15 protein-coding genes are annotated in these 15,659 nt (G+C 61.4%); 5 read left to right on the top strand and 10 right to left on the bottom strand.

Annotation, left to right across the window (positions count from 1 at the left end; translation table 11 throughout):
• Positions 1-77 precede the first annotated feature (77 nt).
• The 4 genes from dnaX to recR all read left to right on the top strand — a co-directional run bounded on the left by dnaX (position 78) and on the right by recR (position 4,552).
• Positions 78-2,153, top strand: coding sequence for a DNA polymerase III subunit gamma/tau (gene dnaX / locus KI237_RS20690; protein ID WP_212796831.1), 2,076 nt, complete (start codon positions 78-80; stop codon positions 2,151-2,153).
• Positions 2,154-2,217: 64 nt separating this feature from the next.
• Positions 2,218-2,556, top strand: coding sequence for a YbaB/EbfC family nucleoid-associated protein (locus KI237_RS20685; protein ID WP_003183512.1), 339 nt, complete (start codon positions 2,218-2,220; stop codon positions 2,554-2,556).
• A 292-nt stretch (positions 2,557-2,848) separates the two neighbouring features.
• Positions 2,849-3,883 (top strand): NADPH-dependent curcumin/dihydrocurcumin reductase, encoded by a 1,035-nt coding sequence (gene curA, locus KI237_RS20680; RefSeq protein WP_212796830.1) that lies wholly within the window; start codon positions 2,849-2,851, stop codon positions 3,881-3,883.
• Between the two features lie 66 nt (positions 3,884-3,949).
• Positions 3,950-4,552 (top strand): recombination mediator RecR, encoded by a 603-nt coding sequence (gene recR / locus KI237_RS20675; protein WP_003199585.1) that lies wholly within the window; start codon positions 3,950-3,952, stop codon positions 4,550-4,552.
• Positions 4,553-4,681: 129 nt separating this feature from the next.
• Here recR and KI237_RS20670 read toward each other — a convergent pair whose 3' ends face one another.
• The 9 genes from KI237_RS20670 to KI237_RS20630 form a co-directional block, all read right to left on the bottom strand.
• On the bottom strand, positions 4,682-5,230 hold the full coding sequence (locus tag KI237_RS20670; RefSeq protein ID WP_003199587.1) for an adenine phosphoribosyltransferase: 549 nt from the start codon (positions 5,228-5,230) through the stop codon (positions 4,682-4,684).
• Between the two features lie 76 nt (positions 5,231-5,306).
• Positions 5,307-6,041, bottom strand: coding sequence for a fumarate/nitrate reduction transcriptional regulator Fnr (gene fnr, locus KI237_RS20665; protein ID WP_079302138.1), 735 nt, complete (start codon positions 6,039-6,041; stop codon positions 5,307-5,309).
• Positions 6,042-6,135: 94 nt separating this feature from the next.
• Positions 6,136-7,518, bottom strand: coding sequence for an oxygen-independent coproporphyrinogen III oxidase (gene hemN, locus KI237_RS20660; RefSeq protein WP_212796829.1), 1,383 nt, complete (start codon positions 7,516-7,518; stop codon positions 6,136-6,138).
• A gap of 180 nt (positions 7,519-7,698) precedes the next feature.
• Positions 7,699-8,382, bottom strand: a complete 684-nt coding sequence (locus KI237_RS20655; RefSeq protein WP_072407868.1) for a sulfite exporter TauE/SafE family protein — start codon at positions 8,380-8,382, stop codon at positions 7,699-7,701.
• Positions 8,375-8,593, bottom strand: a complete 219-nt coding sequence (gene ccoS / locus KI237_RS20650) for a cbb3-type cytochrome oxidase assembly protein CcoS (protein WP_212796828.1) — start codon at positions 8,591-8,593, stop codon at positions 8,375-8,377. Before ccoS ends, KI237_RS20655 begins: the two co-directional genes overlap by 8 nt.
• Positions 8,594-8,617: 24 nt before the next feature.
• Positions 8,618-11,068: a heavy metal translocating P-type ATPase gene (locus tag KI237_RS20645; protein WP_212796827.1), complete on the bottom strand. Its 2,451-nt coding sequence runs from the start codon at positions 11,066-11,068 to the stop codon at positions 8,618-8,620.
• Between the two features lie 141 nt (positions 11,069-11,209).
• Positions 11,210-11,749: a FixH family protein gene (locus tag KI237_RS20640; protein ID WP_212796826.1), complete on the bottom strand. Its 540-nt coding sequence runs from the start codon at positions 11,747-11,749 to the stop codon at positions 11,210-11,212.
• A gap of 11 nt (positions 11,750-11,760) precedes the next feature.
• Complete coding sequence (gene ccoG / locus KI237_RS20635; RefSeq protein ID WP_212796825.1) at positions 11,761-13,176, bottom strand: cytochrome c oxidase accessory protein CcoG; 1,416 nt, start codon at positions 13,174-13,176, stop codon at positions 11,761-11,763.
• A 257-nt stretch (positions 13,177-13,433) separates the two neighbouring features.
• On the bottom strand, positions 13,434-14,165 hold the full coding sequence (locus tag KI237_RS20630; RefSeq protein ID WP_249410652.1) for a metallophosphoesterase family protein: 732 nt from the start codon (positions 14,163-14,165) through the stop codon (positions 13,434-13,436).
• A gap of 45 nt (positions 14,166-14,210) precedes the next feature.
• Here KI237_RS20630 and KI237_RS30600 point away from each other — a divergent pair, with 45 nt between their 5' ends.
• Positions 14,211-14,453, top strand: a complete 243-nt coding sequence (locus KI237_RS30600; RefSeq protein ID WP_249410651.1) for a hypothetical protein — start codon at positions 14,211-14,213, stop codon at positions 14,451-14,453.
• 192 nt (positions 14,454-14,645) lie between these two features.
• Here the strand turns inward: KI237_RS30600 and KI237_RS20625 are convergent, their stop codons facing one another.
• On the bottom strand, positions 14,646-15,656 hold the full coding sequence (locus tag KI237_RS20625) for a hypothetical protein (protein ID WP_212796824.1): 1,011 nt from the start codon (positions 15,654-15,656) through the stop codon (positions 14,646-14,648).
• Positions 15,657-15,659 lie beyond the last annotated feature (3 nt).

Below are 15,659 nucleotides of genomic sequence, written 5' to 3'. Positions count from 1 at the left end.
ACGACCACACCGGATGCAATTTCGCCCCTGCTCCGCTAGCATTAGCCGCTTATGTTCCTTCGATGCGACGGTTTTCGATGAGTTATCAGGTTCTTGCACGTAAATGGCGTCCGCGCTCGTTCCGCGAAATGGTCGGCCAGACCCATGTGCTCAAGGCCCTGATCAATGCCTTGGACAGCCAGCGGCTGCACCATGCTTACCTGTTTACGGGTACTCGCGGCGTGGGCAAGACCACCATCGCGCGGATCATCGCCAAGTGCCTGAACTGTGAAACCGGCATCACCTCCACGCCTTGCGGCGAATGCTCGGTCTGCCGGGAAATCGACGAGGGCCGTTTCGTCGACCTGATCGAGATCGACGCCGCCAGCCGCACCAAGGTCGAAGACACCCGTGAACTGCTCGACAACGTGCAGTACGCGCCGAGCCGTGGGCGCTTCAAGGTCTACCTGATCGACGAAGTGCACATGCTCTCCAGCCATTCCTTCAATGCCCTGCTCAAGACCCTTGAGGAGCCGCCGCCCTACGTCAAGTTCATCCTGGCGACCACCGATCCGCAGAAACTTCCTGCAACGATTTTGTCGCGGTGCCTGCAGTTCTCCCTCAAGAATATGACGCCGGAACGGGTCGTCGAGCACCTGACGCATGTACTGGGCGTCGAGAACGTGCCCTTCGAGGACGATGCGCTGTGGCTGCTGGGCCGCGCCGCCGATGGTTCGATGCGCGACGCCATGAGCCTGACCGACCAGGCCATCGCTTTCGGTGAAGGCAAGGTCATGACCGCGGATGTCCGGGCCATGCTCGGCACCCTCGATCACGGCCAGGTCTATGACGTTTTGCATGCGCTGATCGAAGGCGACGCGAAGGCGTTGCTCGAAGCGGTGCGTCACCTGGCCGAGCAGGGCCCGGACTGGAATGGCGTGCTCTCGGAAATCCTTAATGTGCTGCACCGTGTCGCCATCGCCCAGGCCTTGCCCGAGGGCGTCGACAACGGCCACGGCGACCGTGATCGAGTACTGGCCCTGGCCCAGGCGCTGCCGGCCGAAGACGTGCAGTTCTATTACCAGATGGGCCTGATCGGCCGTCGCGACCTGCCCCTGGCACCGGATCCGCGCGGCGGTTTCGAAATGGTCCTGCTGCGAATGCTGGCGTTCCGGCCAGCCGACACGGTGGACGCTCCGAGGCAAGGGCTAAAGCCAGTGGGGATCAGCCAGGCCACAGCTGATTCCGCCAAGCCAGTGGCTGCCGCGCCCGTCGTTGCGCCGGCAGTGGCTTCGGCTCCGGTAGCGCCGGCACCTGTGGCACCGCCGACCCCGACACCCATTGTCGCGGCCCCTGAGCCAGAACCTGAACCGGTCGTCGAGGCGCTGCCCGAACCGGTCGTCGAAGCCGTCGTTGACCTGCCCTGGAACGATCCGATCGAGCCCGAGGTTATCCAGCAACCTGCCGTGGAGCCGGTTCTGGAGACCATCGCCGAGCAGCCAGAATTGCCGCCGATGCCTTTGCCGACGCCCGACAGCGTGGTGCCCGATGCGCCGGAGTGGGTCGCCGCGCCGGTGCCCGAACCGACAGTGGCCGACGTCGATGTTGCCACGCCGGGCCTCGACCAGGACGACGAACCGCCGCTGGACGAGGATTACATCGAGCCAGACATGGACTCGGCCTACAGCTACCTGGACGACCTGGCCAGTGAGCACGCCGCTGAGCCGGCCCCCGAGCCCGAGCCGGAACCTGCGGCGATGCCAGCCACCGGGCTGGCCCTGCAATGGCTGGAACTGTTCCCTAAACTGCCGATCAGCGGCATGACCGGCAGCATCGCCGCTAACTGCACGCTGATGGCCGTGGAGGGCGACCACTGGCTGCTGCACCTGGACCCGGCCCATAGCGCACTGTTCAATGCGACCCAGCAACGTCGCCTCAACGATGCGCTGAACCAGTATCACGAGCGCACCCTGACGCTGACCATCGAGCTGATCAAGCCCGAGCAGGAGACCCCGGCCCAGGCTGCGTCCCGGCGCCGTGCGGACCGTCAGCGCGAAGCCGAGGAGTCGATCCACGGTGATCCATTCATCCAGCAGATGATGCAACAGTTCGGCGCCGTGGTCCGTCACGATACTATCGAACCTGTCGAGGCCCCGGTCACCCAGGGCTCATAACTGAAGGCGCCGGGCCTGACGGGCCGGGCGCGTTGTTTATCCAAGTACTTTCGAGGTGATTCCCATGATGAAAGGTGGCATGGCCGGCCTGATGAAGCAGGCGCAGCAGATGCAGGAAAAAATGGCCAAGATGCAGGAAGAACTGGCCAACGCCGAAGTCACCGGCAAGTCCGGCGGCGACATGGTGACCGTGGTCATGACTGGTCGCCACGACATCAAGCGCGTCAGCATCGACCCTAGCGTGGTCGAAGGCCTGAGCGAAGACGACAAGGAAATGCTCGAAGCCCTGTTCGCTGCCGCCGTCAACGACGCGGTGCGCAAGATTGAAGCCAACAGCCAGGACAAGATGTCTGGCATGACGGCCGGCATGCAACTGCCGCCGGGCATGAAGCTGCCGTTCTGATTCGCCATCCCGGTCGGGATGGGCTACACACAATGCCAGGCATCGCGCCTGGCATTTTTGTTTGTGCCATAGGAGCGAGCGCTGGCGGAAATCTTATCCGTGGGAGCAAGGCTCTGTGGGAGCAAGGCTTGCCCGCGATGCAGACGCCTCGGTTTGTCGGAACTGCGCGCCATCGTTCATCGCGGGCAAGCCTTGCTCCCACAAGCACCCACTGAACAAACATCGAACGCCGCCGCCTCGGCAATGGTCTGCTCCCTATACGTGCCACTCAACGATCAAGGAGAACGTTTCCATGTCACAAGCATCGACCTCCAACCAGCGCATCGTCCTCGTGTCCCGCCCCAAGGGCGCTCCCACGGCGGAGAATTTTCGCCTTGAGCAAGTGACACTGCCTGACCTGGCGGACGGACAGATCCTGCTCAAGACGCTGTTCCTGTCCCTGGACCCCTACATGCGCGGACGAATGAGCGACGCGCCTTCCTACGCTGCTCCGGTAAAAATCGACGAGGTGATGACCGGCGGCGCCGTCAGCCGCGTGGAACGCTCGATGCACCCGAAATTCCAGGAGGGTGATCTGGTGGTGGGGGCGACCGGTTGGCAGAGCCACAGCATCAGCGACGGGCGCAACGTGATCCCCGTTCCGTCCGGGCTACCCAGCCCGTCGATGGCCCTGGGCGTGCTGGGCATGCCGGGCATGACCGCTTACATGGGGCTGATGGACATTGGCCAACCCAAGGCCGGGGAAACCCTGGTGGTCGCGGCGGCCTCGGGTGCGGTGGGCTCGGTGGTCGGCCAGGTGGCGAAGATCAAGGGGCTGCGTGTCGTCGGCGTCGCGGGCGGCAGCGAAAAATGCAAGTACGTGGTCGACGAACTCGGCTTCGACGCTTGCGTCGATCACCACAGCGAGCGCTTTGCCGAGGAACTGGCGCAGGCTTGCGACAAGGGCATCGACATCTATTACGAAAACGTCGGTGGCAAGGTTTTCGATGCCGTCGTGCCGCTGCTCAACGCCAAGGCGCGGATCCCCCTCTGTGGCCTGATCGCGTCCTACAACGATCACCAGGCGCCGAGTGGCCCGGACCGCTTGCCACAACTGCAGCGCACCTTGCTGACCAAGCGCGTGCGGATCCAGGGGTTTATTGTGTTTGATGACTACGGTGACCGTCAGCCGGAATTCATCAGTGCCATGGCCCCTTGGGTGCGCGATGGCAAGGTCAAGTTCCGCGAGGATGTGGTTGATGGCCTGGAAAATGCGCCAGAGGCGTTTATCGGGTTGCTGGAAGGGCGCAACTTCGGCAAGTTGGTGGTGCGGGTCGCGCGGGATTGAGTATTTGACGCTAATCGGAGGCGCGGGTATAAACCGCGTCTCGTTGTTATGTCGGACATTTCCTCCATGAGCTTCAGCCCTTTGATTCGCCAACTGATCGATGCCCTGCGAACGTTGCCGGGTGTAGGTCAGAAAACTGCCCAGCGCATGGCGTTGCAATTGCTCGAGCGTGATCGCAGCGGCGGTTCGCGCCTTGCCCAGGCCCTGAGCCAGGCCATGGAAGGGGTAGGGCATTGCCGTTTGTGCCGCACCCTCACCGAAGACGACCTCTGCCCACAATGTGCCGACCCGCGTCGGGACGACAGCCTGCTCTGTGTGGTGGAAGGGCCGATGGATGTGTATGCGGTAGAGCAGACCGGTTTTCGTGGCCGTTATTTCGTGCTCAAGGGCCACTTGTCACCGCTCGACGGCTTGGGGCCTGAAGCCATCGGCATTCCACAGTTGATCGCGCGAATCGAAGAGGCGGGTACGTTCACGGAAGTCATCCTGGCTACGAACCCGACGGTCGAAGGCGAAGCCACCGCCCACTACATTGCCCAACTGCTCAACAACAAAGGCCTGATTGCCTCCCGCATCGCCCATGGCGTGCCGCTGGGTGGGGAGCTTGAGTTGGTGGATGGCGGGACGCTGGCGCATTCGTTTGCGGGGCGCAAGCCGATCGCCTTGTAACGGCCACCCAAAACCCTGTGGGAGCGAGCTTGCTCGCGATAGCGGTAGATCAGCCAATATTCACGTTGACTGACACACACCGCCATCGCGAGCAAGCTCGCTCCCACAGGTTCGGTTGTTATTTGCCCGTTATTTTTCGCTGAGCGAGAACTGCGTCAGGCAGAACGTGGGGATCCCCATGTCTTCCAGGCGCTGGGAGCCGAGCAGCTCCGGCAGGTCGATGATGGCCGCGGCTTCATGGACCTTGGCGCCCATGCGGCGGATCAGGTTGGCAGCGGCGATCAGCGTGCCACCCGTGGCGATCAGGTCATCGAACATCACCACCGAATCACCCTCGCACAAGCTATCGGCGTGCACTTCAAGGAAGGCTTCGCCGTATTCGGTCTGGTAACCCTCGGCCAGCACATCGGCCGGCAGCTTGCCTTGCTTGCGGAACAAGATCAGCGGCTTGTTCAACTGATAGGCCAGGATTGAGCCAATCAGGAAACCCCGAGCATCCATCGCGCCGATATGAGTGAACTCGGCCTCGACATATCGGTGGGCGAAACTGTCCATGACCAGCCGCAGGGCGGTCGGGGATTGGAAGAGTGGGGTAATGTCGCGAAAGATCACGCCGGGCTTGGGGAAGTCGATCACGGGGCGGATCAGGGATTTGATGTCGAAGGAGTCAAAGACCATCGTGGAGGTGTCCTGGCAGGGCTACAAACGCGGCAGTATAGCGCGGCGAGGCAAATCCCTCAGCCGCGCGAGCCCATCAGCCGTCGATCGAGCCGCCGGCCAGGGCGCAGAGCTGGATCGGGTCGAGAATGTGAATTTCCTTGCCTTCGGCGGCAATCAACTCGTTCTGCTGGAAGCGGGTGAATACCCTGGACACGGTTTCCACCGCCAGGCCCAGGTAGTTGCCAATTTCGTTGCGCGACATGCTCAGGCGGAACTGGTTGGCCGAGAACCCGCGGGCGCGGAAGCGTGCCGAGAGGTTGACCAGGAACGTGGCGATACGCTCGTCGGCGGTTTTTTTCGAGAGCAGCAGCATCATTTGCTGATCGTCACGGATTTCCCGGCTCATGACCCGCATCAACTGGCGGCGCAGTTGCGGCAGCTGTATGGACAGCTCGTCCAGGCGATCGAAGGGAATTTCGCACACCGAAGTGGTTTCCAGCGCCTGGGCGGAGACCGGATGCGACTCGGTGTCCATGCCGGACAGGCCCACCAGTTCGCTGGGCAGGTGGAAGCCGGTGAGCTGCTCTTCGCCACCGTCACTCAGGTTGAAGGTTTTCAAGGCGCCCGAGCGCACCGCATAGACGGAATCGAAGGTGTCGCCCTGACGAAAGAGGAATTCACCTTTTTTCAACGGGCGGCCCCGTTTAACGATGTCATCCAGCGCGTCCATGTCCTCCAGGTTCAGCGAAAGTGGTAGGCAGAGGGGGGCCAGGCTGCAATCCTTGCAATGGGCCTGGTTGTGGGCGCGCAGTTTGACTGGCTCGGACATTTCTTAAATCCTTGTGGGAAATCACGCATAAGACGTAAGGGTACCCCAGAGACGGCACTCCGGCCAGTGCGGTTTCGTCGTCAAATTGTCGCGCTCAAATGACTCGGGAGAAGCGCTGTCGATTGTGCTGGTCCAAGTAGGCATCGAACACCATGCACACGGATCGCACCAGCAGGCGTCCGGCGGGCAGTACCCGGATGTGGGTGTCATCCAGCTCGATCAGCCCATCCGCGGCCATGGCCTGCAATTGCGGCCACTGCGACGCGAAGTAACCGCGAAAATCGATGTTGAAGGTTTGCTCGATCTCGGCGAAAGGCAGGTGGAAATGACAGATCAACTGCTGGATCACCGCGCGCCGCAGCCGGTCGTCAGCGTTGCAGATCAGCCCGCGACTGGTCGCCAGTTGCCCGTCGGCGAGGGTGTTCTGGTAATGGTTCAGGTCACTGCTGTTCTGGCAGTACAAATCGCCGATCTGGCTGATGGCTGACACGCCAAGGCCGATCAGGTCGCAATGGCCATGGGTGGTGTAGCCCTGGAAATTGCGCTGCAATGTGGCCTCTTCCTGGGCGATTGCCAGTTCGTCGTCGGGCAGGGCGAAGTGGTCCATGCCGACATAGCGGTAGCCGGCGGCGGCCAGTTGTTCGATGGTGCCTTGCAGCATCGCCAGTTTCTGCTCCGGGTTCGGCAAGTCCTGGCTGTTGATACGCCGCTGGGGCATGAAGCGTTCCGGCAGGTGGGCGTAGTTGAACACCGAGAGCCGGTCCGGTTGCAGGTGGATGACTTCCTGGACGGTGCGGGCGAAATTTTCCGGCGTCTGCTTGGGCAACCCATAGATCAGGTCGATGTTGATCGAGCGGAACTGCAAGGTCCGGGCGGCTTCGATCACGGCACGGGTTTCTTCCAGGCTTTGCAGGCGATTGACGGCCCGCTGCACCGACGGGTCAAGGTCTTGCAGGCCGATACTGACCCGGTTGAAACCCAGTTCGCGCAACAGACCCATGGTCGACCAGTCGGCTTCCCTAGGGTCGATTTCGATACCGTAGTCGCCGGAATCGTCGTCCAGCAGGTTCAGGTGCTGGCGCAGCTTGGCCATCAGTTGGCGCAGTTCGTCGTGACTGAGGAACGTCGGGGTGCCACCGCCAAAGTGCAACTGTTCTACGCGCTGGGTGGGGTTCAAGTGGCAGCCGATCAGTTGGATTTCCTGTTCCAGGCGCTGCAGATAGGCGTGGGCGCGGCCGCGGTCCTTGGTGATGACCTTGTTGCAGGCGCAGTAGTAGCAAATGTTCGCGCAGAACGGTATGTGCACGTACAGCGACAGCGGCCGCAGGGCTTTGCGGCTGTCACGCAGGGCGTGGAGCAGGTCGAAGGTGCCCACCTGGCTGGCGAACTGAGCGGCGGTGGGGTACGAAGTGTAGCGTGGTCCCGCCAGGTCGTAACGGCGGATGAGATCTGAGTCCCAGCAAAGGGTGTCGAACATGCGGGCATTCCCCGGATAGACTGGCATGGGGCGAGTCTAGGGGCGCGTGGGTGTGGCCGTTTTGATTTGCGTCAACGGGGCATCGGGAGTTGTCGATGCTGGCCTCATCGCGAGCAGGCTCGCTCCCACAGGGCACCCTCCATGTGGGAGCGACTTTGCTCGCGATTGGGGGCGACTCGGTCAATGCCCCATGAGCCAATGCTGATGCGGCCCCGGCAGTGTCCAGATCCCGAAAACAATCACCAGCAGCCCACCGGCCATGCGCACGCTGCGTTTGCGCAGCAGGGCGGTGATGCGCTCGGCGGCCAGGCCCGTGGCGAGGAGCACCGGCCAGGTGCCGAGGCCGAAGGCGAGCATCAGCAGCGCGCTGTCCAGGGCATTGCCCTGGCTGGCGGACCATAACAGGGTGCTGTAGACCAGGCCGCACGGCAGCCAGCCCCATAGCGCGCCGAGCAGCAAGGCCCGAGGCAGGCTCGACACCGGCAGCAAACGGTTGGCGACGGGCTGGATGTGTCGCCACAAGCCACGTCCCACACTTTCGATGCGGGTCAGGCCGCTCCACCAGCCCGCCAGGTAAAGGCCCATGGCAATCAACAGCAGGCCGGCCAGCACCCGCATGATCATCGCCGCCGGGCTGTTGGACACGGCCCAACCGGCCAGGCCGATCAGCAACCCGGCGGTGGCGTAGCTCAGGATCCGCCCCAGGTTGTACGCCAGCAGCAACCGAAAGCGCCGGCTGCGCTGTTCCTTGGGAATCGCCAGGGTCAGGGCACCCATCAGGCCGCCGCACATGCCCAGACAGTGTCCGCCACCGAGCAGGCCAAGGATGACCGCCGAAACCAACAGGGGCGCCAGGTCAAGCATGGGGCGGGGCCTTGTCGTCCGGCTTGCGGGCTTCGCCACTGGCTTCGTCCACCGCCGCCGTGTGGTTCGGGTCCTGATCGTCGAACAGAATGCTGTGGGCCGGACCGTCGAGGTCGTCGTACTGGCCGCTGTCCACGGCCCAGAAGAAAATGTACACGGCGATGGCCACGATCAGCAGCGCGGCCGGAATCATCACGTAAAGAGCTGGCATGTCGGAACTCCATGCCCGCGCGGCTCAGGCCGGCAGCGGGCGGGTATCGGGCGTGGCGTCGAAAACCTGCGTCTTGGGCTGACGGGTCAGCCTCAGCGCATTCAACACCACGGTCAACGAACTGATGGACATGCCGACCGCCGCCCACACTGGCGTAATCCAGCCGAGGGCGGCGAACGGCAACATGAGGCCATTGTACAGCCCTGCCCACACCAGGTTTTCAATGATCACCCGGCGGGTGCGTCGGGCCAGGCTGAAGGCGTGGATCAGGGCGTCGAGGCGGTTGGACAGCAGCACCGCGTCGGCGCTGGTCTTGGCCAGGTCGGTGGCCGAGCCCATGGCGACACTGATGTCCGCCGCCGCCAGCACGGGCACGTCGTTCACCCCATCGCCGAGCATCAGCACCTTGCGGCCCTGTTGGTGTAGCTGTTGCAACGCGGCCAATTTGTCGTCCGGGCGTAGGCCGCCGCGAGCCTCATCGATGCCCAGTTCGGCGGCGACGCTGGCAACCATGGGCGAGCTGTCACCCGACAACAGCAGTGTCCGCCAGCCCCGTGCCTTGCAAGCCGCCAGCAGCGCCGGGGCATCGGCGCGCAAGCGGTCATCGAGGACGAACCAGGCCAATGGCCCGATCTCATCGCCCAGCAATAGCCATTGCCCGGGTTCGTCCGGCATTTGCGGTACGGCGGCGCCACTCAGTTGGCAGACAAAACCGGGCTGGCCGATGCGCAGGCGCTGTTCGGCCACCAAGCCTTCGAGCCCCAGCCCCGGGGTGCTTTGCACCTGTTCGGCGGCCAATGGCGCGCGGCCGAAGGCGCGGGCGATGGGGTGTTCCGAGCGGTTTTCCAGGGCGGCGGCCAAGCCCAGGCATTGATCACTGTCCAGAGCCGCCAATGGCCGAATGGCGCGCAACGCCAGGCGGCCTTCGGTGAGGGTACCGGTCTTGTCGAAAATCACCGTGTCGATCTGGTTCAGGCCTTCGAGCACATGACCGCGCGTCAGCAGCAGGCCGAGCTTGTGCAAGGTGCCAGTAGCGGCGGTGAGGGCGGTCGGCGTGGCGAGGGACAACGCGCAAGGGCAGGTGGCGACCAGCATCGCCAGGACGATCCAGAACGCGCGCGAAGCGTCCAGTTGCCACCACACCAGCCCGATGACGGCAGCGGCGATCAAGGAGAACAGCAAGAACCATTGGGCGGCGCGGTCGGCGATTTCCGCCAGTCGCGGCTTCTCGGCCTGGGCCCGTTCCAGCAGCCGCACGATGGCCGACAACCGGGTGTCTTGCCCGAGAGCCAGCACCTCGACCGTCAACGCCCCTTCGACGTTCAGCGTGCCGGCGGTGACCGCGTCGCCTACCTGGCGAGGTTGTGGCAGGTATTCACCGGTCAGCAGCGATTCGTCGATGCTGGATTGCCCATCCAGGATCCTGCCATCGGCCGGCAGGACCGACCCGGGATGCACCAGCACCCGGTCGCCGGTGCGCAATTCGCTGAGCAGGATGCGTTCACTCTGACCGTTATCCTCCAGGCGCAGGCATGAGGCCGGCAACAGATTGACCAGTTGGGCGGTGGCGGCAGCCGTGCGCTCCCGGGCCCGGCGCTCCAGGTAACGGCCGGCCAGCAGGAACAAGGCGAACATGCCCACGGCATCGAAGTACAACTCGCCGACGCCGGTAATCGACGTCCAGATCCCGGCAACGTAGGCACTGCCGATGGCCAGGGACACCGAAACGTCCATGGTCAGATGACGGGTGCGCAGGTCGCGCATTGCGCCTTTGAAGAATGGCGCGCAGCTGTAGAAGACGATGGGGGTGGTGAGGAACAGCGCGACCCAGCGCAGGATGGTGTGCATCTCGGGGCTCAGGTCGATGTTGAATTCCGGCCAGGTGGCCATGGTCGCCATCATCGCCTGGAACCAAAGCAGCCCGGCCACACCCAATTGGCGCAGGGCCAGGCGGTTTTGTGCGGCGAGTTGTTCGCAGGCCTGGTCGGCCTGGTACGGGTGGGCAACGTAGCCGATCTGGCGCAACTCGGCGAGCAGCGTGCTCAGCGGCAGTTGAGCGTCGGCCCAACGTACATGCAGGCGATGATTGGACAGGTTCAATCGCGCCTCGGCCACGGCCGGCAGGCTGCGTAATTGTTTTTCAATCAACCAGCCGCAGGCGGCGCAACTGATGCCTTCCATCAACAGGGTGGTTTCGGCCAGTTCGCCTTCATGGCGTACGAATGATTGCTGCACGTCAGGGCGATCGTAGAGCGCCAGCTCATCGGTCAACTGGACGGGCAGGGATTCGGGGTTGGCCGAGGCTTCGCTGCGATGCTGGTAATAACTTTCCAGGCCACCGGCGACAATGGCCTCGGCCACCGCCTGGCAGCCCGGGCAGCACAGCTCACGGGTTTCACCGAGGACAACGGCGGTGAAGCGGCTGCCGGGGGGGACGGGCAGGGCGCAGTGGTAGCAGGGCTGTGGAGTGGTCATGGGTATTCACGTATCGCAGCTTTCTGGGTGTCTGAAATCTCTTCGCGAGCAGGCTCGCTCCCACAGGAGATTGCGCAGGCATGGCCATCCGCGACCCACTGTGGGAGCGAGCTTGCTCGCGATTGCGCGAAGCGCAGTCATTTATTTTTTCAGGTCTTCAGCGCCTTGCAGCGGTTCATCGCCCAGCAAGAGGTCCTGGCCGTGATTGATCTGTTCTTCTTCGAACAGGCGCCAGGTCTTGTCGTTTTCCACCCCCAGCAATTCGACAAAGCGCCGGCCTTCGATCTTGTCTGTCAACTGGCCAACGTAGCGCCCCGGTTCGCTGTCGTTGCGAGTCAGGACGATCTTGCGGTCCTTTTCCGGCTGGGTCGGCGAGATCAGGCTCAGTTCCAGGGTCTGGGGACGGCTGTTGCCGTTCAGGCGCAGGTTCACTTCACCGGTGAGCTCGTCCAGTTGCACGTTGGCACGCAATTGCAGGGTCTGGGCCAGCAATTCGCGCTCCAGCGAGCGGTTGATACCCTTGCCGGCTTCGTAATAGTTGTCGTTGACCAGGTTATCCGGGTTCTTCACCGCAATGGTCACCATCGTCAGGCTCAGTGTCACCGAACAGGTCAGGATCGCGATAATGATCCACGGCCAGAGGTGCTTGTACCAAGGGCTGGTGGCGGTTGCTGCAGGCATGTTCAGTTCTCTCAACGAGTTTGGGGGCCGATGAACCGGCTCTTGGCTTCGACATGTACGTTTTCGTCATCGGCGTCCTTGAGGATGAAGGTCACCTCGTTGGTGCTCGATGGCAGTTGTTCCGGTGCGCTGGACAGTTCGACCGGCTGGCTGTAGATCTCGCCGGCCGCGACCTTGATTTCCCGACGGCCTTGCAGCTTGAGGTCCGGCAGGCCGGCGGCTTCCAGGACGTACGTATGGTCGCGCTGGTCCTTGTTCATGATCTTCAGGCTGTAGACGTTCTCGATCCGGCCTTCGGCGTTTTCGCGGTAGAGCACGCGGTCCTTGCTGACGTCGAAACCCACCAGCGAGCGCATGAAGAACGCCGCCGCCAACAGGCTCATCATGGCCAGCAGCACCAAGGCATAACCGATCAGGCGCGGGCGCAGTTTATGGGTTTTCTGCCCCGAAAGGTTGTGTTCGGTGGTGTAGCTGATCAGGCCGCGTGGATAATCCATTTTGTCCATGATGTTGTCGCAGGCATCGATGCAGGCTGCGCAGCCGATGCACTCGATCTGCAGGCCATCGCGGATGTCGATGCCGGTAGGGCAGACCTGGACGCACATGGTGCAGTCGATGCAATCCCCAAGGCCCAGGGCTTTGTAGTCAACGCCCTTCTTGCGCGGGCCACGGCTTTCGCCGCGACGCGGGTCGTAGGAAACGATCAGGGTGTCCTTGTCGAACATCACGCTCTGGAAGCGTGCGTAAGGGCACATGTAGATGCACACTTGCTCACGCAGCCAGCCAGCGTTGCCGTAGGTGGCGAGGGTGAAGAAGCCCACCCAGAAATACGACCAGCCATCGGCCTGGCCGGTAAAGAACTCGAACACCAGCTCGCGGATGGGCGTGAAGTAACCGACAAAGGTCATGCCGGTGACGAAACCGATCAGCAGCCACAGGCTGTGCTTGGCAAACTTGCGCAGGAATTTGTTGGCGCCCAAGGGGGCCTTGTCGAGCTTGATGCGCTGGTTGCGGTCGCCTTCGGTGACCTTCTCGCACCACATGAAGATCCAGGTCCACACACTCTGTGGGCAGGTGTAGCCACACCACACTCGTCCGGCATAGACCGTGATGAAAAACAGGCCGAAGGCGGCAATGATCAACATCCCGGACAGCAGGATGAAATCCTGGGGCCAGAAGGTGGCGCCAAAGATGAAGAACTTGCGCTCCGGCAGGTTCCACCAGACGGCCTGGTGGCCGCCCCAGTTCAACCAGACGGTACCGAAATACAACAGGAACAAGAACGCACCACCGAGCATCCGCAGGTTGCGGAACAGGCCGGTGAAGGCGCGGGTGTAGATTTTTTCCCGAGAGGCATACAAGTCGACGCTTTTGTTCGCGTCCTTGGCTGGCGGGGTAACGTCATGTACCGGAATCTGGTTGCTCATCAAAATGCATCCCACGGCAGTGGAAAAGTGCCAAGGCCAGTACGTGCCGACCACGGTCACAAAGGGTGTTGCAGTGGCGCAATGATACGCTTGTCGCTCTAGCTCAAGGGTGCGACCTTTGGTCGCGTTGGGTGCAGGGGTCGAATGGTGTAGCGGATGTAACAAGTCATGACCCAGATCAATTGACTTGTCGAGTATAGCCGTCCAGTCGTCGCGGACGGCGCCAATGGGAACCTCCATTGGCGCCACTTGAAGGTCTATCGGACGACGACGGTGTGGCTGGCGACCGGGTTGCGCCAATCGTTGTTGGCAATGACGTTGACGGTCAGGTGTTTCCGGTCGTCGGAGACCTTGGCGTACAGCCAGGTTTTCCGGGCGGCCGAGCCACTGGTGAACAACGGCACGTCGCCGTAGGTGTAGTTGGGCGGGTACAGCCCAGGCTTGCTGTTTGCATCGGCGGAAAACACGGCGGTGACGCCATGGTCCTCGATCAGTTGCTTGAAACGCGCGATTTCCGTTTCCCGGACCGGCCAATGAAATGGCTGGTGCAGGTTCAGCAGAATGATCTTGCCTTGGGAGCGCGCTTGTTGCAGGTCGCGCTCCAGCCAGTCGAGGGATGTCGTGATTTCATAGGCGGTGGTGTTGAAAACGGCGTGGGTGGAAAAATTCACCGAGTAGGTGGGTTGGTTATGCACCTGGACCAGGTGGACATCGCCAAAGTCCCGGGCATAGGCCAGGCTGCCATACCAGGTTTTCGTCAGGCCCGCGGCCCGGGCCGACAAGTCCATGTTCCGGACCTTTCCCCAGTACCGTTCCTTGAGGTCGTCAATACTGCCGGCCGCGCAACTGGCGCAACTGTCGACGTTGAAGTCGTAGTCATGACGGCCGAGGCCGTAGTCATAGAGATTGTTCAGTTTGTTCTGCAAGACAGCCTTGATATAGGCACGCTCACTGGCGTGGCCTGATCGTGTCAGGTTGCCGTTGATCATGACGGGCACTGCGGCCGGCCCCCCGACTGCGCACGGAATTCGGCGATGCTGGCGTACTGGGCCTCGATCAGCCAGCGCGAGCGAGATGCCGTGTCGCCAGTTGATTCGGTCTCGCTGTTTTCGGATTTTTCACTGGAGGGATACTTCGGGCTGGCGGCCAATACAATGTGGCTTGGTGGTATGTCTGCCGCCAATGAGTGCGTGAGGGGCACGCTGCAACCAAGCAACAGGGCAGATAGAAGTTTCAAGCAGGTCAGTTTTTTCATGGAAATCCTTTTCTATGAATAATGAGTGTTTTGTTCCTGGGGTGACTCTAGCGAGGTGCACTTGCGCCCGCCAGAGCGGGTCGCGATTGCATTGATAGTGTTTGTGTCGGTGAGCGCGGGATGAGCCTCAAAAACCAGATACCCACCGCCATCCTTGCGGGAGCACGCTCCCTCGCCACGGTTTCTTTGAACTCATGCGAATTCAGGCCAAGTTCTACTGGCTGTACAAGATGTTGTAGAACGTGGTTTGCCCATCCTCGATCGAGGAGAGATCGTGACCCGTTGGGACTTTTTTGAAAAGTGCCTTGCTGACCGCCATCCGACGCTTGAGGATCACCTCCAGCAATTGTCCGAACAACGTTTCATCACGGACGTGTTTTTTCAGTTTCAGGATTTCGCGAGGCTTGTCTTTCAGGATGTGAAAGGCGTAATTCATCACAATCATATTGGAAACGAACAGATTTGCCGTGGACTGAAGCGGATTGACCGCGTCGATCAACGCATTAAATATTTTTTCGGGGGCCTGAGCATACGCGAGCAGAAATACGTCGGGGTACATGAGTTCGCTGTGACGATCATTGATTGCGAAACGGTAAGGGGTATCGTCGGGCTCGGTGAGTAATCTGACTGTGTTTGTTTGAAACGTTTTCAACGTACCGAACAGTTCATGCTCTTTCCGGGTGTCTGCCTTGATCGTTTGGTAGACCAGATCAATCACATCCAGAAAAGTCACGACCCCTGATTCATCGGTAGTCATCATCAGCTGGTTGCCCTCTATGCTGAACCGACGATACGCCTCGTCATCAATACTCAATTCGAAGAGCAGGAACCTGAGCATGTAGTTCCTGAGTTGCGCATCCGCATCCTCAGTGCTGTTCTTCAAGCTGATCAGTTGGATCAGATAGAAGAAAATAAAGTATTCCTTGTTGGTTCTTTGACGGTTGTCGATTTCCAGCAGATAGCCAAAGCGCGACAGGACCAGGACGAGGGCGTAGCAGTCGGGTTCCGTGAAGCCATTTTTCAACATGGATTTTTCGAAAGCGCCGACGGAAAACAAATCATGCCAGCGGCTAACGCTGAAGGGGGTGCCATTGTGTTTTCTGGCGACAACGCTTAGCAGCGAAGGCTCCTCTTCTTTGTAAAAAACAGCCTCCAACGCCTTCGGACAGGGCCGGGCGTTCAGGAAGTTTTCAAGCTTGTATGAGAGAAGATCGAATATGTCCATCTG

This window comes from Pseudomonas sp. St316 (genome assembly GCF_018325905.1).
In the GTDB taxonomy this organism is placed as follows: domain Bacteria; phylum Pseudomonadota; class Gammaproteobacteria; order Pseudomonadales; family Pseudomonadaceae; genus Aquipseudomonas.
This window is presented reverse-complemented; position numbering and strand designations above follow the sequence as displayed.

Coding starts and splice junctions, on each gene's coding strand:
- dnaX (WP_212796831.1), top strand. CDS start 78: ATGAGTTATCAGGTTCTTGCACGTAAATGGCGTCCGCGCTCGTTCCGC.
- KI237_RS20685 (WP_003183512.1), top strand. CDS start 2,218: ATGATGAAAGGTGGCATGGCCGGCCTGATGAAGCAGGCGCAGCAGATG.
- curA (WP_212796830.1), top strand. CDS start 2,849: ATGTCACAAGCATCGACCTCCAACCAGCGCATCGTCCTCGTGTCCCGC.
- recR (WP_003199585.1), top strand. CDS start 3,950: ATGAGCTTCAGCCCTTTGATTCGCCAACTGATCGATGCCCTGCGAACG.
- KI237_RS20670 (WP_003199587.1), bottom strand. CDS start 5,230: ATGGTCTTTGACTCCTTCGACATCAAATCCCTGATCCGCCCCGTGATC.
- fnr (WP_079302138.1), bottom strand. CDS start 6,041: ATGTCCGAGCCAGTCAAACTGCGCGCCCACAACCAGGCCCATTGCAAG.
- hemN (WP_212796829.1), bottom strand. CDS start 7,518: ATGTTCGACACCCTTTGCTGGGACTCAGATCTCATCCGCCGTTACGAC.
- KI237_RS20655 (WP_072407868.1), bottom strand. CDS start 8,382: ATGCTTGACCTGGCGCCCCTGTTGGTTTCGGCGGTCATCCTTGGCCTG.
- ccoS (WP_212796828.1), bottom strand. CDS start 8,593: ATGCCAGCTCTTTACGTGATGATTCCGGCCGCGCTGCTGATCGTGGCC.
- KI237_RS20645 (WP_212796827.1), bottom strand. CDS start 11,068: ATGACCACTCCACAGCCCTGCTACCACTGCGCCCTGCCCGTCCCCCCC.
- KI237_RS20640 (WP_212796826.1), bottom strand. CDS start 11,749: ATGCCTGCAGCAACCGCCACCAGCCCTTGGTACAAGCACCTCTGGCCG.
- ccoG (WP_212796825.1), bottom strand. CDS start 13,176: ATGAGCAACCAGATTCCGGTACATGACGTTACCCCGCCAGCCAAGGAC.
- KI237_RS20630 (WP_249410652.1), bottom strand. CDS start 14,165: ATGATCAACGGCAACCTGACACGATCAGGCCACGCCAGTGAGCGTGCC.
- KI237_RS30600 (WP_249410651.1), top strand. CDS start 14,211: ATGCTGGCGTACTGGGCCTCGATCAGCCAGCGCGAGCGAGATGCCGTG.
- KI237_RS20625 (WP_212796824.1), bottom strand. CDS start 15,656: ATGGACATATTCGATCTTCTCTCATACAAGCTTGAAAACTTCCTGAAC.